Annotated in this window: 16 protein-coding genes and 1 pseudogene; 9 read left to right on the forward strand and 8 right to left on the reverse strand. The window is 64.3% G+C overall.

Features of this window, described 5'->3' with window-relative positions; all coding sequences use genetic code 11:
- Positions 1–10: 10 nt before the first annotated feature.
- On the reverse strand, positions 11–901 hold the full coding sequence (locus tag V1292_RS15340; protein ID WP_334373575.1) for a metallophosphoesterase family protein: 891 nt from the start codon (positions 899–901) through the stop codon (positions 11–13).
- Positions 902–996: 95 nt separating this feature from the next.
- Between V1292_RS15340 and V1292_RS15345 the strand changes: the two genes are divergently transcribed.
- The 4 genes from V1292_RS15345 to V1292_RS15360 all read left to right on the forward strand — a co-directional run bounded on the left by V1292_RS15345 (position 997) and on the right by V1292_RS15360 (position 4,265).
- Entirely contained in the window at positions 997–1,485 is a 489-nt protein-coding gene (locus V1292_RS15345) for an NUDIX domain-containing protein (protein WP_334373576.1), read from the forward strand.
- A gap of 65 nt (positions 1,486–1,550) precedes the next feature.
- The gene (locus V1292_RS15350) at positions 1,551–2,702 is read left to right on the forward strand and encodes a hypothetical protein (RefSeq protein WP_334373577.1); all 1,152 of its coding nucleotides are present in this window, start codon (positions 1,551–1,553) and stop codon (positions 2,700–2,702) included.
- Positions 2,703–2,747: 45 nt separating this feature from the next.
- Positions 2,748–3,683: a glycosyltransferase family 2 protein gene (locus V1292_RS15355; RefSeq protein WP_334373578.1), complete on the forward strand. Its 936-nt coding sequence runs from the start codon at positions 2,748–2,750 to the stop codon at positions 3,681–3,683.
- Between the two features lie 69 nt (positions 3,684–3,752).
- A complete protein-coding gene (locus tag V1292_RS15360; RefSeq protein WP_334373579.1) occupies positions 3,753–4,265 on the forward strand; it encodes a GNAT family N-acetyltransferase in 513 nt (170 codons plus the stop codon).
- Positions 4,266–4,296: 31 nt separating this feature from the next.
- Here V1292_RS15360 and V1292_RS15365 read toward each other — a convergent pair whose 3' ends face one another.
- From V1292_RS15365 to V1292_RS15375, 3 genes and pseudogenes are all read right to left on the reverse strand, one after another.
- Positions 4,297–6,093: a cation:proton antiporter domain-containing protein gene (locus tag V1292_RS15365; protein ID WP_334373580.1), complete on the reverse strand. Its 1,797-nt coding sequence runs from the start codon at positions 6,091–6,093 to the stop codon at positions 4,297–4,299.
- Between the two features lie 132 nt (positions 6,094–6,225).
- Positions 6,226–8,617: pseudogene (locus tag V1292_RS15370) on the reverse strand (TonB-dependent receptor).
- A 106-nt stretch (positions 8,618–8,723) separates the two neighbouring features.
- Positions 8,724–9,143: a hypothetical protein gene (locus tag V1292_RS15375; RefSeq protein WP_334373581.1), complete on the reverse strand. Its 420-nt coding sequence runs from the start codon at positions 9,141–9,143 to the stop codon at positions 8,724–8,726.
- Between the two features lie 319 nt (positions 9,144–9,462).
- On the opposite strand from V1292_RS15375, the gene zigA reads away from it, so the two are divergent.
- Entirely contained in the window at positions 9,463–10,671 is a 1,209-nt protein-coding gene (gene zigA / locus V1292_RS15380; RefSeq protein ID WP_334373582.1) for a zinc metallochaperone GTPase ZigA, read from the forward strand.
- A gap of 130 nt (positions 10,672–10,801) precedes the next feature.
- Here the strand turns inward: zigA and V1292_RS15385 are convergent, their stop codons facing one another.
- From V1292_RS15385 to V1292_RS15400, 4 genes are read right to left on the reverse strand one after another with little or no spacing between them, the layout of a single operon-like run.
- The gene (locus V1292_RS15385; RefSeq protein ID WP_334373583.1) at positions 10,802–12,865 is read right to left on the reverse strand and encodes a hypothetical protein; all 2,064 of its coding nucleotides are present in this window, start codon (positions 12,863–12,865) and stop codon (positions 10,802–10,804) included.
- Positions 12,866–12,868: 3 nt separating this feature from the next.
- Positions 12,869–15,679 (reverse strand): DUF4159 domain-containing protein, encoded by a 2,811-nt coding sequence (locus V1292_RS15390; RefSeq protein WP_334377056.1) that lies wholly within the window; start codon positions 15,677–15,679, stop codon positions 12,869–12,871.
- Complete coding sequence (locus V1292_RS15395) at positions 15,679–16,623, reverse strand: DUF58 domain-containing protein (protein WP_334373584.1); 945 nt, start codon at positions 16,621–16,623, stop codon at positions 15,679–15,681. Before V1292_RS15395 ends, V1292_RS15390 begins: the two co-directional genes overlap by 1 nt.
- The gene (locus tag V1292_RS15400) at positions 16,623–17,624 is read right to left on the reverse strand and encodes an AAA family ATPase (protein WP_028346988.1); all 1,002 of its coding nucleotides are present in this window, start codon (positions 17,622–17,624) and stop codon (positions 16,623–16,625) included. The genes V1292_RS15395 and V1292_RS15400 overlap by 1 nt, the downstream gene beginning before the upstream one ends.
- 261 nt (positions 17,625–17,885) lie before the next feature.
- On the opposite strand from V1292_RS15400, the gene V1292_RS15405 reads away from it, so the two are divergent.
- Genes V1292_RS15405 through V1292_RS15420 form a run of 4 tightly spaced genes read left to right on the forward strand, consistent with a single transcriptional unit; the run spans position 17,886 to position 21,473 of the window.
- The gene (locus tag V1292_RS15405) at positions 17,886–18,527 is read left to right on the forward strand and encodes a DUF1285 domain-containing protein (RefSeq protein ID WP_334373585.1); all 642 of its coding nucleotides are present in this window, start codon (positions 17,886–17,888) and stop codon (positions 18,525–18,527) included.
- 8 nt (positions 18,528–18,535) lie between these two features.
- Positions 18,536–19,198 carry a CoA pyrophosphatase gene (locus V1292_RS15410; RefSeq protein WP_442894564.1) on the forward strand — a complete coding sequence of 221 codons (663 nt, stop codon included), beginning with the start codon at positions 18,536–18,538 and terminating at the stop codon, positions 19,196–19,198.
- Positions 19,195–20,715 carry a DUF6111 family protein gene (locus V1292_RS15415; RefSeq protein ID WP_334373587.1) on the forward strand — a complete coding sequence of 507 codons (1,521 nt, stop codon included), beginning with the start codon at positions 19,195–19,197 and terminating at the stop codon, positions 20,713–20,715. The genes V1292_RS15410 and V1292_RS15415 overlap by 4 nt, the downstream gene beginning before the upstream one ends.
- On the forward strand, positions 20,712–21,473 hold the full coding sequence (locus V1292_RS15420) for a sulfite exporter TauE/SafE family protein (RefSeq protein ID WP_334373588.1): 762 nt from the start codon (positions 20,712–20,714) through the stop codon (positions 21,471–21,473). The genes V1292_RS15415 and V1292_RS15420 overlap by 4 nt, the downstream gene beginning before the upstream one ends.
- Positions 21,474–21,476: the final 3 nt, after the last annotated feature.

Consider the following 21,476-nt stretch of genomic DNA (forward strand, 5'->3'; position numbering starts at 1 on the left):
TGAGAAAACGCTAGAGCAGCGTCGCCTGCTTGATCTGCTTGACACGGAAGTCGGCATCGACGGCGCGCACGGTCTGCACGCAGCGCCATTTGCCGCCGTCGCGCGTGATCGAAAACAGGTTGTAGGCAGCGGCCGGATAATGCCGGTGGGCCAGCGCCGAAGCAGAGGGCACGCCGACCGCAGGGATCTGGTGGCCGGCGCCTTCGAGCCACATCGTCGAATGGATGTGGTCATGGCCGTGCAGGACCAGTTCTGCGCCGCGCCGCTTCAGCACGGCGCGCAGCGCTTTCGAATCGGTCAGCCGCTTCATCCGCGAACTCGATTCCAGGGGGTGATGGACCAGCAACACCCGGAACGCCTCGTCCGGCGGCAACTGGGCAAGCTGGCGGTCGAGCGCATCGAGCTGCGCGCGGCCGAGCCGGCCGGTTGCCATCAATGGCAGCGTCGGCACCGCCGAGGAGACCCCGATCAGCACCAGCGGACCGCGCCGGCGCACGAACGGAAACGACACTCCGTCCGCCGCGGCATCGCCGCGCAGATACTGCTCGAACGTGCCGGTGAAATGATGCCGCGTCGCCCGCACATAGGCGTCGTGATTGCCGGGAACGACGGTCACCTGCTGCGGCGTGCCGACGCTTTCGAGCCAGGCCTGGGCCGGGATGAATTCCGCCTCCAGCGCCAGGTTGACGAGATCGCCGGTCACCGCGATGTGGTCCGGCCGCTGCGCCTGCATATCGGCAATCAGTGCGTCCAGCACCTCGCGGCGGTGATACTTATGGCGGTTGCGGGTCCAATTGAAATAGCCGAGCGCACGTTTGCCCGCGAGGTCGCGCAGCCGCGCCGCGGGCAGCGGCGGCAGATGCGGGTCCGACAGATGCGCCAGCGTGAAGATATCGGTCATTCGCGCTCCGCCGCATTCTCTGTGATATAGAGCCGTCGCACCATCATGTCGGCGATATAAGGATCAAACGTGATAGCTGTCTATCCGAGGTTTGCGTGACGGCGCTGCAGCACTTGCGAAAGCGGCTGGAGCCGCAATTGCGGCAGGCCTTTCATCTCTATTGGCGGATGGCCCGCGGCATGACGCTCGGGGTTCGCGGCGTCGTGCTTGATGGCGACGACAAGGTATTCCTGGTCAGGCACAGCTATGTCGCCGGCTGGCACCTGCCGGGCGGCGGGGTCGAGGTCGGCGAAACCTTTCTCGAAGCCTTGCGAAGGGAGTTGGTGGAAGAGGGGCGGATCGAATTGACCGGAGAGCCGGTCCTGCACGGCCTGTTCTTCAACGGCCACGTTTCCCGCCGCGACCATGTCGCGGTCTATGTCGTCAGGCAGTTCCGGCAGGACCGCCTGCCGGAGCCCAACCACGAGATCGTCGAGTGCGGGTTCTATGCGGCAGGGGCGCTGCCGGCGGAGACAACCAGGGGCACGCGGCTCCGGATCGCGGAGGTGCTCGACGGTGCCGCGCGGACTGCGACCTGGCGCTGACGCAGGGCTCGGTTGCTTCGCGGCCCCGCAATGCATAGAAGCGGAGAAACGAGGCGGGGATCGACATGGGCAGAATGGGAGTCCTAAAGCTGCTTTGCGCCATTGGCTTCCTGGCGGTGCTGGCTAGCAACGTCTGGACCATTTCGCGCTGGAGCGAAAGCCGCGGTGTCTATGACGACATCTGCTATCTGCGGCAGGCGCATCTGTTCCAGAAATACGGTCTGGACGGGTTCAATACCGACATCACACGCGACGACGATCGTTTCCTCTCCGGCAAGCTGAAGGAAATCAGCTTCCCGGACTGGAATGATCCGACGAAAATGCCTTGTCACATATGGAATGCGAAGACGAACAAACGCGCGCTGCAATACCCTCCGGGGACCGGATTTGCGTTGGCGTTGTTTCCGAGTGGATTTCAGGTGATACCGCTCTACGCGGTGGCAAACATCACCATCCTCGCCTTTGCCTTGTTTGGATTGTTTCGGGCGCGCGAACCGGCTTCGCTTGCACTTGCCGCCGTGTTCGGTGTTGCCGCGCTTTATCTCATGATCAATCCAACGAAAGCGAGCTATTCGGTGGCGCCGACCATGATGGTTTGCGCCGTCGCCGGTCTTCTGACCGCTCAACTATTCACAGGCCGCTCGTCGCATCGGCTAGCCCTGCTGGCCCTGGTTGGCTTTCTGATCGGCCTGTCCGTCAATTTCCGCTTGCCCAACCTGTTTCTGGCGGCAGGCTATTGCCTGTACCTTGCCGGCGCGTTCCTGCTGGCGCGCAGCAAGGAGACTTTCCTGCAGGGAGTGTCGTTCGGCGTCGCTTTTCTGATCGGGATTGCGCCGACATTGATCGCGAATGCGATCAATGCAGGTAGCCCGTTCTCGACCACCTATGGCGGCGTCGATGTCGCGCCGCCCGAGCTGAATTCGGGCGTCCTGTTAAGCTATCTCGTTGACGTTCAATTCACCTTGCTGGCGATCTCGGCCGCCTGGACCGCCTGGCTCTGGCGTTTCGATCAGGGCCGCGCCAGACAGGTCGCCGTTCTGGTCGCCATAAACCTCGCGGTAAATCTGATTTTCTTCATGACCCATCCGATATTTACGCCATATTATATCATTCCGATCGACATGCTCTCGCTCTGGACTCTGCTGTTCGCAACGCTCGATCTGCGCGGCGAACGGGCCGCCGACAGTGCGGCCTTTCCCCAACCGGCCAACGCCTGATTGCGATATACGCGCTATGGACAGACTTAATTCGGTGAGTGGGCGATGACAGGACCGGCGCTGCGGATCGCGGTTCTGGTGCCATGCTTCAATGAGGAAGCCGCGGTCGCCACCGTGGTCTCGGATTTCCGCAAGGCGTTGCCGACGGCTCAGATTTTCGTCTACGACAACAATTCGAGGGACCGCACCATCGAGGTCGCGCGCGCGGCCGGTGCCATCGTGCGGAGCGAGCGCCGCCAGGGCAAGGGGCATGTAGTGCGCCGCATGTTCGCCGACATCGATGCTGACATTTATGTACTGGTCGATGGCGACGCCACCTATGATGCGCCGAGCGCGCCGCGCATGATCGATGCGCTGGTCAACGGCCACCTCGACATGGTGGTGGGCTTTCGCGTCGACCAATCAGTCGCGGCCTACCGGCCCGGCCACCGCACCGGCAATTGGATGCTGACGAGCTTCCTCTCCACGGTGTTCGGCCAGGCGTTCAAGGACATTCTTTCCGGCTATCGCGTGTTCTCGCGTCGCTTCGTCAAATCCTTTCCGGTGCTGTCCGACGGTTTTGAGATCGAAACCGAGCTCAGCGTTCACGCGCTCGAACTGGCGCTGCCAGTGACGGAAGTCGAGACGCCGTATTACGCCCGCCCCGAGGGATCGTTCAGCAAGCTCAACACCTGGCGCGACGGCTTCCGGATCCTCGGCACCATCCTGAAGTTGTACCGGTCGGAAAAGCCGCTGCGGTTCTTCACGGTGATCGGCGTCTTCCTGACGCTGGTCTCGATCGGCCTCGCGATCCCCCTGATTGTCACCTATCTCGAGGAAGGCCTCGTTCCACGGTTGCCGACGGCGGTGCTGTCGATGGGCCTGATGATCGTGGCGGTGCTGTCGATCAGCTCGGGGCTGGTGCTGGATACGGTGACGCGCGGCCGCCGCGAGATGAAGCTGCTGGCCTATTTGTCCCAGCCCGCCCGTGTCAGGGATTGAGGCAATACAGGGATTGCCATCTTCCAGCGATGGACCGCGCCGTCGCCAGATGCTATCCCGCGCCCCATCATGAGCGAACTTGACGTCACCATCCTGGCCGAAACACCGAAGGACGCCCAGGCGATCGAACGGCTGCACGAGCGCACGTTCGGTCCCGGCCGTTTCGTGCTGAGCGCGTACCGCCTGCGCGAGCATGTCGATCACCTGCTGGACCTCTCGTTCACGGCGCGGATCGGCACATTGCTGGTCGGCTCGGTGCGCCAGTTGCCGATCTGCATCGGCGACACGCCGGCCCTGATGCTCGGACCGTTGACGGTCGAGCCGCCGTTTCGCAGCCGCGGCGTCGGCCGCATGCTGCTCGATCGTTCGCTGCGGGATGCCAAGGCCAAGGGCCATCGTTTGGTCATTCTGGTCGGCGACGAACCCTATTACAGCCGCGTCGGCTTCAAGGTCATACCGAAGGGACGGGTGATCATGCCGGGGCCCGTCGACTACAGCCGCCTGTTGGTGGCGGAACTGGTCGAGGGCGCGTTCGACGGCGTGTCCGGCAGTATCCGGCCGGACTGGAGCAAGGCGCAGTAGGGCCGTCGGCGCGCGCCACCGTCGCGATCCGTCAGAAGAATCGACGCCTTTTGGTACCGGTCGTCCGAACCGGCGCGGATCCTGCGCTTCCCGCCGCCTTCTGCAATTCGTGCCGGAACTCCTCGCGCTTCTCGTGGATGGAGGCGACGACATTTCCCATCGCCACCCCGAGCCCGATCAGGGCGGCTTCCGACACCAGTAAGCTTGCCTCGATGGTCTCCGGCACCGCGTCGGTAACGCCGATCTGGTAGAGATGCCGCGCGTGGTCGGCATCGCGGGCGCGCGAAACCACCAACATGTCTTTCCTCAGCGCGCGGACCTGCGCGACAATTTCGTCGATGCTTTCAGGTTGGTTGATCGTGACGATCACGGCGGCGGCTTCCATGAGGCCGCAGCTCTTCAAAAACTCCGGATTTGTCGCGTCACCGTAAAAGACGGTGCGCCCCTGTCTTCGCTGCTCCGGGACGGCCGCGGCATCATTGTCGACCGCAATATACTTGAACTGGTGCCGGTCCAGCATCGTGCAGACGACCTGTCCCACCCGGCCATGTCCGACGACAATGGCATGGCCGCTCCCGCCGCTTGGCGCAACGGCGAGTTCAGGGTCAATCGGCTTGTCTTCGCGCATCATCGGCGCCAGCCGCCGCGCGACATGAGATAGCGCCGGGGTCAGCATCATGGTCAGCGAGGTCAATGCGACCGTGAAGCTCGATACGCTGGCATCGATCAGACCAAGCGTCGTCGCCATTCCGATCCCGACGAAAGCGAACTCGCCGCCGGGACCCAGCAGCAGTCCGACTTCGACAGAGGCCGGCCATGAGAGGCGAAACATCCGCGCCAGGAAGATGAGGATGACGGCCTTGACGGCGATCAGCCCGGCCGCAGCCGCGATCAGCCAGACCGGGTCGCGGGCGAGCTCGCGGAAATCGATGTTCATGCCGACCGTGAAGAAGAACAGGCCAAGCAGCAGGCCCTTGAACGGATCGATGGCGGTCTCGATCGCCTTGCGAAATTCCGTCTCGGCAAGCAGCAGTCCGGCGACAAAGGCGCCGAGCGCCATGGAAAACCCAGCTACTGCGGCAGCCACTCCCGTTGCGACGATCACGAACAGCGTCGTGGCGACGAACAGGTCGCTCATGCCCACCGATGCCACCAGACGGAACAGCGGTCGCATTACGACGCGGCCGACGATGACGATCACCGCGAGCGCGACGGCGGCGTTGGTGAGCGCGAGAACGAGCGTCGCAACGATCGAACCGGACTCGCTCGCGCCAAAAATGGAGATAAAAAGCAGGAGAGGGGCGACTGCCAGGTCTTGTGCGAGCAGCGTTGCAAAGCTTGCCCGGCCTGCGCTTGTGCTGAGTCGCCGTTGCCTGGAAAGGATCTCGACGACAATGGCTGTCGAGGATAGGGCAAGGCAGGCGCCGAGGATCAGCGCTACCGGAGCCTTGTTGCCCACGAGGGCCGCGGCCGCGCCGATTGCCGCCGAGGAGAGTACGATCTGCAAGCTGCCCAACCCAAATATCAGGCGGCGCATTGCCTTCAATCGATCGTAAGACAGCTCCATCCCGATGAGGAAGAGCAGGAACACAACTCCGAGGTTCGCAATGCCCGAGACGTTTTTGGGGTCGACAACGGTGAACCAGTAGAGAAGCGGAAAACTCTCGATGAACGATCCCAATCCGAAAGGGCCCAGGATCGCGCCGGCGCCTAGATAGCCGAGAACGGGATTAAGGCCGAACCGCCGCACCAAGGGAATGACGACGCCCGCGGTGCCGAGCAGAACGAGCGCGTCGCTGTAGACGGGAACATTGATGGGTGCAGTCATCTATCGGTTGTGCATCCGCTTCCATGGGCAAGGAATATCTGATGGCGGATTCGCACGGTATCCGCCGTCATTCCACATGGACGTTAGCTGGTAGCACCAACTAACGCCACCCCATGGATCGTTCCGTCCGGGCTAGAACTTCAAGTTCGCAAACGCGCGCACGCCAATGCCCGGCAGCAAGACTTCGTCCTTGTTGAAGGACGTCGAATTGCGGATGTTCTCGTTCAACAGGTTGTTGCCGACGAGGCCGACCATCATTTCCCGGGCGCCGAACCAGGTTGGATCGAGCTTCGTCCTGTAGCTGACCTCCGCCTTCAACAGATTATAACCCGCGGTTGGCGTCTCGCCGACCGGGGGCGATATCGTTCTGGGCGAAGGCGTGCAGCAGGTTGATCCGTGTGAGCCAATTGGCATCGCGCCAGAACAGGCCGCCGCCCACGCGCACGGGTGGGATGCGCGGGACATTGGTGCCATCGTCAAAGGTCGCGCGCACGACATCGAACTGGTTCTCGATGCCCCAGATACCGCCGTAGAGCGGCCCGACGTCCAATTGGCTCTGGAACTCGCCGCCGCGGAAGGTGGCGTCGCGTTGCGAATAGATCGCCTGGTTCAGTTCAAGCGGAAAGGCCGGGTCGGCGGGACCGACACAGGCGACATCCTCGCAGGTGTTGCCGGTGAGTCGACGGTAAATGAAGCCATTGAACTTGGTGTAGTAAGCCGTCGCCTCGAACCTGAAGGGTCCGGTCGCCCGTCGTAGTCCGATCTCGATCGACTTGGCGGTCTCCATGCTCAGATTGGGATTGCCGATGTCGAAGGTGACAGTTGCTTCGTGCGGTCCGCGCGAAAACAGTTCCGCTGGCTTGGGCGCGCGCTCGACGTATTGAGCGGTGATGCTTGCGACCAGTTGACCTGGAAGATCCTGGATCAAGCCGATGCTCGCGCTCTTCGGCGTGAAGCTGAGATTGCGGGCTGTCGGCGGACCGATATCGCCGGGATTGGCATTGAGGTCGAACAACTCCGGAATGAATGCCGGCATCGTTCCGCTGAGGTTAACATGCTCGACCCGGCCGGCGATCTGCGCCTTGGTGGTCTCGGTGAATTTGAGTTCGTTGAAGACGTAGCCGGCGACCCTGTTATTCTTGTTAGGATCAAACAACCCGTTGAGCGGGCTTGTCGGATCGTCCGGGCTCGACGCCGTCAGTTCCTGATGCCCGGCCTGCAGGCCGAAGGCGGTTGTGACGGCGGCAAAGCGCGCGTTGAACGGCGCCATCTGCACCTCCACGCGTCCTTCCTGCTCCTTGTTGGTAAAGGTCTGGCGCACGCCAAGGGACGAGAAGTCGGCGGGATCGGCGAGCGCGATCTCGTTGTGCTTGTAATCGGTGGCGCCCGCCCAGAACCTGATGGCGTCGATCGCCGCCGCATCCGGCCGGTATTCGCCCTTGGCTGTGAATTTGGTTTGGCGCGCGTCGATCCGGGACTGATGATCGGAGGGCTCAATTCCGGGAATGCGGTACAGCGTGTCGTTCTGCGTGATCGCCGCGCCGATAAATCCGCCATCGAAGATGTAGGAGCCGCCAATCGATGCGCCGGCCGCCTGCATCGCTGAATTGGGCTGCCGGCCGTTGGCCGGGCGGGTCTGGTCGAACAAATACGGATAGCTCGGAATGCTGTAATCGCTGGCCTTGCGGCCGTAGGCGTCGGCATGAACAGCGAAATTGCCACCGCCGGCATCGATCAGGATGCCGCCATCGACACCGCGGTCGACGGAACTGACGGCCGTTCGGGTTTCGACCGTGACGCAGGCAGGTGATCCCACGTTTGCGAGCGGCGCTTTCGCCGGCAGTCCGTAGGTCTGGAACGGTGTGGCCGCGCATGAAGGCAGGGCGTCCGGGATGCGATTGTTGGTCGCGCTGACGACGCCTCCGATCGATGTCGATCCGTAGCGCAACGCCGCCGGACCACGGATGACTTCGACCTGGTTTGTCGCCAGTGGATCGACCGGCACGAAATGGTCTTCGCCGAGATCGGAGGCGCCGCCAGCGTTGGTGCCGTTCTCGAGGATGCCGACGCGATTGACGTCGAGGCCCCGGATGATCGGCCGGCTCGCGGCACCGGGCGCGAAGGTGGAGCCGGTAATGCCGGGCTTCGAGAACAGGAGATCGCCAAGCTGGGCGGTGCCTTGGCGGCGGATTTCCTCGTTGGGCACGACGGTAACGGTTGCGAACTGGTCGGTCACGACGGGCAGCACGCCCTGCTGGGGCGCGGCGACGACGGGCGCGGCCGGTGGTTCTGGCGCGCGCTCGCGGGTCTGGCCGGGCGCTGCGCGGGTGACGCGCGCCGGCGTTCGTACGACCACGGGTTTGCGCCGCACGATCGGGCTCGGCGCCGTCACAGTAATTTCGGGCAGATGTGTCGATGCGGTTGGCGACGCCGCGCCCTGCGCCATTGCGCCGTTGCCCGCCGCGCACAGCAATAGCCAACTAGCCCCACCGATGTAGAACGCACGCTTCTTCTTGAATGTCATTGTCCCGATCCTGACTCCGTCGATGTGCGACGGACGATTCCGATTTCTCCTCAGGAACCACGCCTGACGCGGCAATCCATTGGGGAGTGCATTGATTCAATCGGCGTCAGGAGGCGGGCGGTGCGCGAGACTGGAACGCGAGATGGGACGAGCCGAGATGCGCGAATTCAGCGCCGGTGGCCAGGTACAAAAGTTCGACAGACCCCGGCAGCTCCAGTACGGGCGGCGTGATGAACAGGAAATTGTTGGCCAGGGAGAGGACGGCGCAGACTGCGCAGACATTGGCCGTGTGCTGGTCGTCATCGTGGCCCACAGGCTGCTGCGGCTGCGCGGCTTCGGGGTGCGCATCTTGTGCGGCAACGGGCGTGGCGATCGCAAGATGGGCGTCCATCAGCCCGCTTTGACCGGCCGGTGCGGCCTGCGCGGCCGCCGCGTGAAAATGCCCGCACGACAGCGCAAGCTGGATCGCGAGCGCAAACAGCGCCAGCCGCGAGCCGTGCTTGAGGTGCTTTCGGAACCAGTTCACGACGATTGACGCCTTGTCCCCCGGGGCGGCTCAGGCATCTCGCCGTCCCAATGTTACATTATAACGTCGCGAAGTCAGCGGAGTGTCAATCGACGCCGGGCTGCCGTCTTTCCGGAGCCCCGACAATTCCGCCAAGTGTGAGATTCGCGCAACATCGGTGCTTTTGCCCCGCGCACCCCGCCTGTTTTTGCCAATTGACAACCTTTCGGTCTTGCGTTGTTATGTTATAACATAACATGATCCGTCGCCAACGGGGTCCCTTGCATGCGTCCTCCTCCCCGGTTGGGGCCCCGTGAGCTCAAGAGGCTTTTCGATCTCCATGCGAAAACTCCCCGTCACCGTCTTGTCCGGCTTCCTCGGGGCTGGAAAGACAACTTTGATGAATCACGTGCTCAACAATCGCCAGGGCCTGAAGGTGGCGGTGATTGTGAACGACATGAGCGAGGTCAACATCGACGCAGACCTCGTCCGCGATGGCGGTGCGAACCTCTCGCGGACTGACGAAAAGCTGGTCGAGATGACCAACGGCTGCATCTGCTGCACGCTGCGCGACGATTTGTTGAAGGAAGTGCGGGCGCTCGCCGAGAGCGAACGGTTCGACTACCTGCTGATCGAATCCACCGGCATCTCGGAGCCGCTGCCGGTCGCGGCGACCTTCGATTTCCGGTCCGAAGACGGAGAAAGCCTGTCCGACGTGGCAAGCCTCGACACGATGGTCACGGTCGTCGATGCCGTCAATCTGCTGAAGAACTATTCCTCTACGGTCTTTCTGGCCGATCGCGGCGAGTCGCTCGGTGAAGCCGACCGGCGTACTCTGGTGGATCTGTTGGTCGAGCAGATCGAATTTGCCGATGTGATCGTACTCAACAAGATCGATGCGGCGTCGCAGGGAGAACGCGATTCCGCCCGAATGATTATCCGGTCTCTCAATCCCGAGGCCGATATCATCGAGACCAATTTCTCCAATGCGCCGCTGGAGCGCATTCTCAACACCGGCCGCTTCGATTTCGAGCGCGCGCAGCAACACCCGCTGTGGTTCAAGGAGCTTTATGGCTTTGCAGACCATACGCCCGAGACCGAGGAATACGGCGTCAAGAACTTCGTCTATCGCGCGCGACGGCCGTTCGAGCCTGCGAAATTTCACCAATTCCTGAAAGAAAGCTGGCCCGGCGTCATCCGCGCCAAGGGACATTTCTGGATCGCAACTCGCCCGCAATGGCTCGGCGAGTTGAGCCAGGCCGGTGCGATCGTCCGAACAGAAGGGCTGGGCTTCTGGTGGGCGAATGTGCCGGCAGATCGGTGGCCGGACGATCCGTTCTGGCGACAATCGCTCAAGAAGAACTGGAGCGAGGTGTATGGCGATCGCCGCCAGGAGATCGTCTTCATCGGCACGAATATGGATCAGGACGCGATCACGGCGCGTCTCGATGCGTGCCTTGTTTCAGGAAAACCGGGAATGCGCGTTGCGGAATGGTCCGGGCTTGCCGATCCATTTCCGAGGTGGCGACGCGCGGACGAGGCTGCCTAGAGCATGATCCGGAAAAGTGCGACGCGGTTTTCCGAAAAGATCATGCTCAAACAAAGAGATGAGATAATGATGCGATTCTACGAAATCGCATCATTATCGAGGGCGTATCGACGAGAGGCGGGGCGTGCCGTCAGCGCCCTTCGCGCACCCAGGTCGCGGCGAACGCGCCGAGCAGCAGCAGCAATCCGACAAGCCCTGCGAACATCGGCAGCACGCCGACGCCTTTGACGACGCTGGCGTCGCGCATCTTGACGCCCATCCAGCCGTCGCCGTGGAAGATGCCGGAGGCGCGCACCGGCACGACGCGGGGCAGGTCGACGCTTCCGCCATCGGCGACGCGGCGGGCGTCGCCGCCGGTGGCCTGCGCCAAGGGTTTCAGCATCTCGGTTGTCGAGGTGACTTCCGAAAACTCCTTCGGGTTGGTCGGCCCGACATTGATCAGCGCTTTCAGCGCGCCGTCGGTTGCCTGCCACAGCCCGAGCTCGTTGGCCGGAATGGTCGAGCGCCAGCTGCCGGGCTCGCTGGCCGTCAGCGTCAGCTCCTTGGTGGCGCCGCTCGGCGAGGTCACCGTTACCGGCGGCACGTTGTCGGCCATGGTCTGGCGCAGCACCACGAGGTCCTTGCCCTGGATTTGAAGGCGCAGAGCTTCCTCGTCGAGATCAGGCTGCTTCATCAGCCAGTGCGACATCCGCCGCAGCAGATCCAGATGCGGGCCGCCGCCCTCATAGCCGCGCGCCCACAGCCAGATGTGGTCCGACAACAGAAGCGCGACGCGGCCTTCGCCGAAGCGCGACAACAGCAGCAGCGGCTTGCCGTCGGCGCCGGTCATCACGGGGGAGCCGATCGCGTTGCGCGTATCGACGGTACGGAAGAAGCGGCTCCAGCGCGGCGGCTCGCTGGCGGAGCCTTCGAGGCCGCGCGTCACCGGATGACGCTTACCGGCGTCGCTCAGATGCGCGTAGAACGGCTTCTCGGTGACGCCGACGGGCTCGGCCGGCAGCACCGTATCCAGCGGCGTGCGCCAGATACTGGTGGTGGAGGCATAATCGGGGCCGGCCGATACCAGGATCGCACCGCCGGCGCGGACATAGCGCGCCATGTTGTCGAAATAGGCAATCGGCAGCACGCCCTGGCGGGCGTAACGGTCGAAGATGATCAGTTGGAAATCGTTGATCCTCTGCTGGAACAATTCGCGCGTCGGAAACGCGATCAGCGACAATTCGTTGATCGGCGTGCCGTCCTGTTTCTCCGGCGGGCGAAGAATCGTGAAATGCACGAGGTCGATGCTGGCGTCCGACTTCAACAAATTGCGCCAGGTGCGTTCGCCGGAATGCGGCTCGCCTGACACCAGCAGCACGCGCAGCTTGTCGCGCACGCCTTCGATCGCGACCACGGCGCGGTTGTTGACCGGAGTCAGTTCATTCTCGAGGGGCGAAGCCTCGATCTCGATGATGTTCGGGCCGGCATGCTTGATGTCGACTTCGACACTGGCGGTCTGGCCGCTCGAGAGATTGCGCTCATTGATCACCTCACCGTCGCGGCGCACCACGATCTTGGCGCGCTGGCCGGTGACGCCCTGATCGTCAAGCCGGTATGTGATGGTCTGCGGTTGTCCGACGATACCGAAACGCGGCGCGGCCGAAATCGCGATGCGACGGTCGCGCTCGTCCTTGCGGCCGGTGATGAGTGCATGCACCGGCGCCTGGAAGCCGACGGCCGCGGCATTGGCAGGAATGTCATGCACCCGGCCATCGGTGATCAGGAACGCGCCGGCGACGCGGTCGACGGGAACGTCTGATAACGCCGAGGACAACGCGCCGAACAATTTTGTGCCGTCGGTTTCGCCGTCGGCCTGTCCGGCCTCGACAACGCGGACTTCCAGTCCCTTGATCTTCTTCAGCGTATCGACCAGCGCCTCCTGCGCCTTGGCCGTCTCCTGGTTGCGGGTCCCGAAATTCTGGCTCGGGCTCTTGTCGATCACGACGGCTGCGACCGAGGACAGCGGCTCGCGGTCTTCGCGGGTGAAGGAGGGGTTGGCGAGTGCCAGCAGGATCAGCGCCAGCGCCGCGACGCGCACGGCGGCGCCGCGCGCGCGGCCGAGCAGCAATAGCGCCGAGATCACGACGATCGCGGCCAGCGCGATCCAGAGCACGATTGCCGGAACGAGGGGAGTGAACGCGATACCGTAGCTCATGGCCTATTGCCCCAACCGCTCGAGCAGGGCCGGCATGTGGACAAGGTCGGCCTTGTAGTTGCCGGTCAGGATGTACATCACAATGTTGACGCCTGAGCGGAAGGCGAATTCGCGCTGGCGCGGCTCGTTCGGCGTCAGCGGCAGCATCGGCTGGCCGTCCGGGCGATGCGCCCAGGCGCCGGCGAGATCGTTCGAGGTGATGATGATGGGCGAGACACCATCACCGCCGCGCGCCGGGCGCGAGGCCGCGTCGTCGTCATCCTCGCGCGGCAGGGTCTCGACCCAGGTCTGCCCCGAGGTGAATCGGCCGGGGAAATCACGCAGCAGATAAAACGTTTTGGTCAACACGTGCTCGCGCGGCACCGGTTCCAGTTCAGGCACGTCGAGGGAGGAGAGAATCTCGCGCAAGGTGCGCATGCCCGGCGTCTGCGACGCGCCGTTCTCGCCCGGCGGCGCCTCGACGGCGTCGCGGGTATCGAACAGCACCGTGCCGCCCTGTTTCATATAGGCGTCGATGCGGTTGATGGCGTCCTGCGGCGGCTTCGGCGCGCCCGGTACCACCGGCCAGTAGATCAGCGGGAAAAACGCCAGTTCGTCCTTTGCGGGATCGATGCCGACGGGATCGCCGGTCTCCAGCGCCGTGCGCTGCGCCAGGAACAGCGTCAGTCCGGCCATGCCCGCCTTGACGATGGAATCGACGTCGGCATTTCCGGTGACGACATAGGCAAGCCGCGTCTGCGACACCGACTTGATGGCGAATTCATCGTTGCCCTGGGCGCGCGTCGGCGAAGGTGCGGTCGAGGCCGCGACCAGGATCGAGGCCAACAGAACGGTGGCCGCCGCCGTGCGCCGCCGCCACAAAGCGGCAAGGCCCGCGCCCAGCATCGCGACCACGACCGCGTCGATCAGGAACAGCACCAGCGACGACGACAGCAGGATGCCGCGCAGATCGCGCGGTTCGGCATTGGTGTAGCTGGCGCGCTGCGCCCGCAACGAGGATGTATCGAGCGGCGCGATGCGATCGGCCGAGGCCAGGGTGTTGACCGCGATCGGGCCATCGGCCGGGCCGTAGAAGCCCGGCGGATGTTCTGCTGTGGCGCGATCGCGATAATCCGCGGGCATCGGCTTGGCGTTCGAGGGCGGTGGCCCGAATGCGCCGAAACCATCGAGTGTGCGCAATGGCGCAACCGTCTCGACGTTAGTCGCCTCGCTCGCAACGCCAGCACCGGGCTTGGTGGTGTAGCCGGACATGTCAACGAGCCGCCGCAGCATCTCGACGAAGCTGCCGGACATCGGCAAGTCCGACCAGCGCGAGTCGGCGCCGACATGGAACAGGCTGACAATGCCCCTGCCGCGATGCTCGCCGGTCACCAGCGGCGTGCCGTCTTCCAGCGACGCCCAGGTCTTGGTGGCGAGCACCGCGTCCGGCTCGGCCAGCACCTGCCGGTTCACGGTGACATCCTTGGGCACTGCGAGGCCCGCGAACGGAGCGTCGGCGGCGAAGGAGGCCAGATGCTGCGGCTTTTCCCAGGTCAGGCTGCCGCCGAGGCTGCGGCCGCCGCGACGCAGTTTCACCGGCACCAGATCGTCATCGGCCTGCGCCAGGCGGGGACCTGCGAAACGCACCAGCACGCCGCCCTGATCGATCCATGCGTTCAGCCGCTCGCGGATTTCCGGCGACAGCGTGCCGACATCGGCGAGCACGATCATCGGCAGCCGCTGATCGAGGAATTGCGCGATCACCTGTTGCGGCGCACCGCGGTCGCCGAGCCGCACGTCGGCGAAAGGCGCCAGGGCGCGGGTCAGATAGAAGGTCGATGCCAATAGCGGTTGGGCGGTATCGCTGGTCGCGCCGGTGACGACGCCGACGGCGCGCCGCCGCCATCGCTTGTCGAGCAATTGCACGGCGCCGGCCGATCGTTCGCCGGAAATTTCCAGCCGCGAAATGTCGTTGCGCAGTTCGACCGGCAGATCGAACGCCGCTTCGCTTTCGCGGTCCTGCATACCGAAGGCGTAGCGCGCCTCGCCGATCGGCGAGCCCTTGGCGTCGATCGCGCGGACCACGCCGGCTGCGACGCCGCCGGTGGTGTGCAGCACCTTGACCGTCATCTTCGCCGCGGCGTTTTCGGCGGCGACCAAGGCCTGCGCCGGCGCCGCGCCGCCCTCGAACACCGTCAGCTTGCGGTCGCCGATGGTCTTGGCGAGATTCTCGATGAATTCTGCGCCGCGCCCGGTATCGACGCCGTCGGACAGCCACGCGATCTCGGCATCGCCGGTGGCCTTCAGGAAGCGGTCGAGCGCGCCAAGCGTGTCGACGCGGTCGATCGAATGGGGCTTTGGTGCAATCTGGCGCAGCGCGACGCGCGCGGTACCGGCCGGCATCAGCGTGATGTCGCGTGCGGGGTCGGAGAGCGGAACCAGCGCGACGCCGCGGCGGTCGTTGTCGGCATTGGTGATCAGTTCGTCAGCGGCCTTGATCCGGGTGTCCCAGCTTGCAGCCGCGCTCCAGCCGTCGTCGAGCAGGATCACCAGCGGCGCGTTGCTGCCGCCGACCCCGGTCTGCGGATTCCAGATCGGGCCTGCGGCGGCAAGGATGACCAGCGCCGCGGCGGCAAGACGCAGCGCCGTCAGCCACCAAGGCGTGCGCGACGGGGTTTCTTCCCTGGGCCTGATGTCGAACAACAGCCGCGTCGGCGGAAACTCGATCCGTCTCGGCCGCGGCGGCATCACGCGCAGCAGCCACCACAGCACCGGCAGGCTCAACAGGCCCAGCAGAAGCAGCGGCTGTGCGAAGCTTAAGGGGATGCCCGCCATCATGCGCTGCGCCCCGCCTTGACCGTTGAGCCGCGCGCGCTTCCCTTGGCCGCCATCATGCCGGAATGCAGGAACAGCAGCAGTTCGGCGGCGGACCGGCTGGTGGTGTGGGTCGAGAACAGCCAGTCGAGCCTGTTGGTCTCGCTGCGGATCTCGTCGCGATGCAATGCTACGCGCGCGACATAGTCGCTCGCCCAGCTCTCGGCGCGGCCGGCGGTGATGACGCCAAAACCTTCCGGCTCGACGAACTCGATCCGGCCGGCATAGGGAAAGGTTTCCTCGGCAGGATCGACGACCTGGATCAGCGTGCCATGGGCGCCGGAAGCCGAAAGCCCGGCAAGCATCGTCCTGATTTCGCTCATCGGCGACCAGAAGTCGGACAGCACGACAATTTCGGCCAGCGCCGACGGCACGAAGGAGGGCGGCAGGCTGGCGCGCACCGCATCGTCATGCAGCATCACCTGCGCCATCTTGTCGATCACGTTGCGGCTTGCGGTCGGGGTCATCAGGCCCGGAATGCCGACGCGCTCTCCGCCCGAAACCAGGAGTTCGGCGAGCGCAAATGTCACGATCAGGCCACGCTCCAGCTTGGAGTCGCGGGCACCCTTGGAAGCAAATGCCATCGACGGCGAACGGTCGGGCCACAGCCAGATCGTATGCGCAGCCTCCCATTCCTGCTCGCGGACATAGAGATGATCGTCGCGCGCCGAGCGCCGCCAGTCGACGTTCTGCGACGGTTCGCCCGAAACGAAGCGGCGATATTGCCAAAAGCTCTCGCCGGCGCCGGCGCGGCGCCTGCCGTGCAGGCCATGGATGACGTTGGCAGCGATGCGGCGGGCGTCGAGCACGAGACGGGGGAGCGATGCGGCGAGCGTTCGGCTTTCGCCATCGGCACGTCGGATCGCAACAATCTCCCTGCTCTCGTGGCTGGTCTCTGCGGCCATCAACCAATCCGCGTCTTCAATTGTCTGATTACGTCGGGAATGGTGCGGCCTTCCGCGCGCGCCGAGAAGGTCAGCGCCATGCGGTGCTTGAGAACGGGTTCGGCGAGATCGAGCACGTCGTCGATCGAGGGCGCAAGGCGGCCGTCGAGCAAGGCGCGGGCACGGACCGCCAGCATCAGCGACTGGCTGGCGCGTGGGCCCGGCCCCCAGGCGATCAGCTTGTCGCCGCCGTCTTCGGTATTGGGGCGTGCGGCGCGCACCAGCGACAGGATCGCCTCAACGACGCTGTCGCCGACCGGCAGGCGCCGCACCAGCCGCTGCGCCGCGATCAGGGTTTCCGCGTCCATCGAGGCCTTGGCAAGCGTCTCTTCCGCGCCCGTGGTCTCGAACAGGATGCGGCGTTCGGCGTCGCGATCGGGATAATCGACGTCGATTTCCATCAGGAAGCGGTCGAGCTGCGCCTCGGGCAGCGGGTAGGTGCCTTCCTGCTCCAGCGGGTTTTGGGTGGCAAGCACGTGGAACGGCTTGGGGAGATCATGCCGCGCCCCTGCAACTGTGATGTGCTGTTCCTGCATGGCTTGCAGCAGCGCCGATTGCGTCCGCGGGCTGGCGCGGTTGATTTCGTCGGCCATCAGGAGCTGCGCAAACACCGGTCCGGAGATGAAACGGAACGACCGCTTGCCGGAATTGCTCTCGTCCAGCACCTCGGCGCCCAGAATGTCCGACGGCATCAGGTCAGGCGTAAACTGGATGCGCTTGGCATCCAGCCCGAGCGTGATGCCCAAGGTTTCGACAAGCTTGGTCTTGGCGAGGCCCGGAACGCCGATCAAGAGCGCGTGGCCGCCGGACAGGATCGTCACCAGGGTGTTTTCGATCACCCGTACCTGGCCGAAGATGACGGTGGAGATCGCTTCCTTCGCGGCGCGGATCTGGCCGGCGACCTGCTCGGCCGACCGGACGATCGCGTCCTCGAGTTTCTCGACACCGTCTGCGCTCGCCATGTCTTTCTCCTTCAACCACCTAATCGCTTCATGACACCGTTGGTTGCGTCGTCATGCCACGAACCTCATGCTAAGCCTGTGTAAAGGCCATGCATTCGTTTGAATTAAACTATCCCCACATTATCGGTATTTCGGGGTATGAACGGCATCACGATATGGCGACTTGATCCGCAATAGTACGGACACAAATCGTCGGGAACACATATCTCGGTATATGTGCACCAATCGTGCCAATCGACGCGCCGAGACTCAGGGCAAACAATGGCGAAGCAAGGGCAAACCAGCGGCCAACGACAGCAAGGCAAGGGCCACGACAGCAAACGTCTTGAAGGGCTGACGGTTGCTGCCACCGAAGCCGTCAATCGCACCCCGGCCGGGAAGGGACTGCCTCCGGTCCATCTGTGGAATCCGCCGTTCTGCGGCGATCTCGACATGCGAATCGCCAGCGATGGGACGTGGTTCTACATGGGGACGCCAATCGGGCGGCCGGCGCTGGTGCGGCTGTTTTCGACCATTCTCAAGCGCGAGGACGGCAAGCACTTTCTCGTGACCCCGGTCGAGAAGGTCGGCATCCGCGTCGACGATGCGCCGTTCCTGGCAGTGGAGATGCAAAACGAGGCCGGCGATCGCGGCCGGCTGTTGCGCTTCCGCACCAACGTTGACGACTGGGTGCCATGCGATTCCACCCATCGCCTGCGCTTCGAGATGGCCGGCGACGGCGGGCTGACGCCCTATCTGCACGTCCGCGCCGATCTGTGGGCGAAGGTGACGCGCGCGCTCTATTACGATCTGGTTGACATGGGGGAGGAGCGGATGGTCGATGGTCAGCCGATGTTCGGCATCGAGTCCGGCGGCGAGTTCTTTGCCATGGCGGACGCGAAGCAGGTGAGGGATGCGGTTTGAACGAGCCGATGCTGACGAAGATGGAAGCGGCTCCGATCAGCTCGACGGAATTCTTCGCGCGAAGCAAGACCCGGCTGAACTTCGACGTGCCGTCCGGCCTGGTCGATCCCAATGTCATTCCGAAGACGGGCGATGCGGGCAATGATCGCATGCTCGAGATCGTGGCGCGCGAGCAGCCGGTGCGCCCGGCGGCGGTGCTGATCCCGGTGGTCGATCACCGCGAGCCGACGGTGTTGCTGACGCAGCGCTCGCCGCATCTTTCCAGCCACGCCGGCCAGATTTCCTTTCCGGGCGGCAAGATCGACGCAACCGACGCTTCCCCGCTCGACGCCGCCTTGCGCGAGGCAGAGGAGGAAGTCGGCCTCAAGCGCGAGTTCATCGAGCCGATCGGCTATCTCGATCTTTATGGAACCGCCTTCGGGTTTCGCATCCTGCCGACGGTGGCGCGTGTGAAGCCCGGCTTTGAGCTGACGATCAACGAAGGCGAGGTGGTCGACGCCTTCGAGGTGCCGCTGGCGTTCCTGATGAATCCCGAGAACCATCAGATCCATGCCAAGGAATTCCGCGGCATGGAGCGCTCCTATTACGCCATGCCGTTCGCCGAGCGTTACATATGGGGTGCGACCGCGGGGATCCTGCGCGTGCTATATGAGCGGATTTATCTCGCATGATCCGTCCGATTTTGACCGAAATCGCAATATTCCTGATCCCGTTCGTGGCCTACGCGCTGTTTCTGATTGCCACCCGTTCCGGCGTCTTCGCGTCCTCTTCCTGGCCGGTACATCTTGTCGCCAAACTGGCGCTGGGATCGCTGCTGCTGGTCGCGATCAGCTTCGTCCTGCTGGCGCAGTTCTCCGGCGCGCCGCCGAATTCGACCTACGTTCCGGCGCATCTGGAAGACGGCAAGCTGGTTCACGGGGGGGGAGAAATGAGCGAGGCACGCGTGCTGTCGGACGCGCCCTGGCTCAGATCCGGTCCGGCCGCGCGCGTGCTCGCGTTGCTCAATGGCGATGGCGAGGAAGCCCGCGTGATCGGCGGCGCCGTGCGCAATGCGCTTCTGAAAATTCCTCTCGGCGACATCGATATCGCGACGACGGCGTTGCCCGACGAGGTCGTCCGCCGCGCCAAGGCGGCCGGCATCAAATGCGTCCCGACCGGGATTGACCATGGCACGGTCACGCTGGTCGTCGAATCCCACCCATTCGAGGTCACGACCTTGCGTGAGGACACCGAGACCTTTGGTCGCAAGGCCAGGGTTGCGTTCGGGCGCGACTGGGTTCGCGATGCGGAACGGCGCGATTTCACCATCAACGGGCTTTCGGTCGACGCCGAGGGAATCGTGCATGACCATGTCGGCGGGCTTGCCGATATCCAGGCCAAACGCGTGCGTTTCATCGGCGACGCCGGCCAGCGCATCGCCGAGGATTATTTGCGCATCCTGCGCTTCTTTCGGATGCATGCCGCCTACGGGGCGGGCGAGCCTGACCGGGCCGGATATCTCGCCTGCATCGATGGGCGTGCGGGGCTTTCCAACCTTTCTGCCGAACGCGTGCGCATGGAGATGTTGAAGCTGTTGATCGCGGAAGGCGCCGCGGTTGCGGTGCAGGCGATGGCGGATGCCGGCCTGCTGCTGCTGATCTTCGGCGGCGTCGCCTACACGGGGACGTTCGCGGCGATGATCGCGGCCGAACGGGCCCTGGGCCTGCCGCCGAGCGCCGTGCGCCGGCTCGCCGCGCTCACGGTCGCCGTCACCGAGGACGCCAGGCGCGTCTCGGCACGGCTTCGGCTTTCCAATGCGGAAATCAAAGCGCTGGATTCGATGGGCCATCGCTGGTGGCGGTTCGCCAGCAAGGATGAGGCGCGGGCGCGGCAGCTTCTCTACCGGCTCGGCGAGGATCCCTACCGCGACCGGCTGATGCTGGCGTGGGCGCGGGCAGGCGGCGTCAGTAATGGCGCTGCGCGCTGGCATGAGCTTGCAACCTTGCCGCAGCGCTGGAGCGCGCCGAAATTTCCACTGAAGGCGGCCGACTTCATCTCCCGCGGCATTGCCGAAGGTCCCGGCCTCGGTCACGTGCTGACGCTTGCGGAAGACGCCTGGCTGGCCGCGGATTTTCCGCTTGAACCATCCGCGCTTGCCGCGATCGCCGACAAGGCCGCCGCCCGTTTCACCCGCGATCACCGGCTGTGAATATTCTGGCCGGGTTTGCCGACATTTCGCTCGGTCAACTCGTGCTGGTTGGAGGCATGGCGCTATTGGCGTCCGTGATCGGCGGGCTTGCCGGCTATGGTACCGGCGCCTTGATGCCGCTGGTGCTGGTGCCGCTGGTCGGCGCCGAGCCCGTGGTGCCGATCATCGCGATCTCGGCGATCTTCACCAATATCAGCCGCTTCGTGGCGTATTTTCGCTACGCCGATCGGCGTCGCGCGCTGATCGTCATCGGCGCCGCCATGCTGACGACGGCGCTCGGCGCCTATGGGTACACGCGGCTGACCAGCGCCGGCGCGGCGTTCGTGATCGGCGGCATGCTGATCCTGAGCGTGCCGCTACGCCGGCTGGCCAAGCACCGCGATATCAAGATCGGCGATACCGGCCTTGGCGTGAGCGCGGCAGGTTATGGCGTGGTGGTCGGCGGCACATCAGGTTCCGGGGTGATCCTGCTGTCGTTGCTGATGGCGTCGGGCCTCGAGGGAGCTGCCGTGATCGCTACCGACGCGGTGATCTCGATCGTGACCGGTCTCATCAAGATTTCGGTGTTCGGCCTTGCCGGCGTCGTCACCGCGCAGGTGCTTGCCTTCGCGCTATTGATCGGCGCCATCGCAATTCCCGGCGCGTTCCTTGCCAAGGCCTTCGTTGAACGCATGCCGGTGCATATCCATACTGCGATCCTCGACGCCGCCGTGATTGCCGGCGGCATCGTCATGATCGCCGCGGCGCTGCGGCACTGACCG

Source organism: Bradyrhizobium sp. AZCC 1719, from assembly GCF_036924525.1.
In the GTDB taxonomy this organism is placed as follows: Bacteria; Pseudomonadota; Alphaproteobacteria; order Rhizobiales; family Xanthobacteraceae; genus Bradyrhizobium.

Bases quoted from the DNA above. Each gene is read 5' to 3' on its own strand.
- zigA (WP_334373582.1), top strand. From the start codon at position 9,463: ATGCGAAAACTCCCCGTCACCGTCTTGTCCGGCTTCCTCGGGGCTGGA.
- V1292_RS15405 (WP_334373585.1), top strand. From the start codon at position 17,886: ATGGCGAAGCAAGGGCAAACCAGCGGCCAACGACAGCAAGGCAAGGGC.
- V1292_RS15365 (WP_334373580.1), bottom strand. From the start codon at position 6,093: ATGACTGCACCCATCAATGTTCCCGTCTACAGCGACGCGCTCGTTCTG.
- V1292_RS15395 (WP_334373584.1), bottom strand. From the start codon at position 16,623: ATGGCCGCAGAGACCAGCCACGAGAGCAGGGAGATTGTTGCGATCCGA.
- V1292_RS15360 (WP_334373579.1), top strand. From the start codon at position 3,753: ATGAGCGAACTTGACGTCACCATCCTGGCCGAAACACCGAAGGACGCC.
- V1292_RS15410 (WP_442894564.1), top strand. From the start codon at position 18,536: ATGCTGACGAAGATGGAAGCGGCTCCGATCAGCTCGACGGAATTCTTC.
- V1292_RS15385 (WP_334373583.1), bottom strand. From the start codon at position 12,865: ATGAGCTACGGTATCGCGTTCACTCCCCTCGTTCCGGCAATCGTGCTC.
- V1292_RS15390 (WP_334377056.1), bottom strand. From the start codon at position 15,679: ATGGCGGGCATCCCCTTAAGCTTCGCACAGCCGCTGCTTCTGCTGGGC.
- V1292_RS15350 (WP_334373577.1), top strand. From the start codon at position 1,551: ATGGGCAGAATGGGAGTCCTAAAGCTGCTTTGCGCCATTGGCTTCCTG.
- V1292_RS15400 (WP_028346988.1), bottom strand. From the start codon at position 17,624: ATGGCGAGCGCAGACGGTGTCGAGAAACTCGAGGACGCGATCGTCCGG.
- V1292_RS15415 (WP_334373587.1), top strand. From the start codon at position 19,195: ATGATCCGTCCGATTTTGACCGAAATCGCAATATTCCTGATCCCGTTC.
- V1292_RS15355 (WP_334373578.1), top strand. From the start codon at position 2,748: ATGACAGGACCGGCGCTGCGGATCGCGGTTCTGGTGCCATGCTTCAAT.
- V1292_RS15340 (WP_334373575.1), bottom strand. From the start codon at position 901: ATGACCGATATCTTCACGCTGGCGCATCTGTCGGACCCGCATCTGCCG.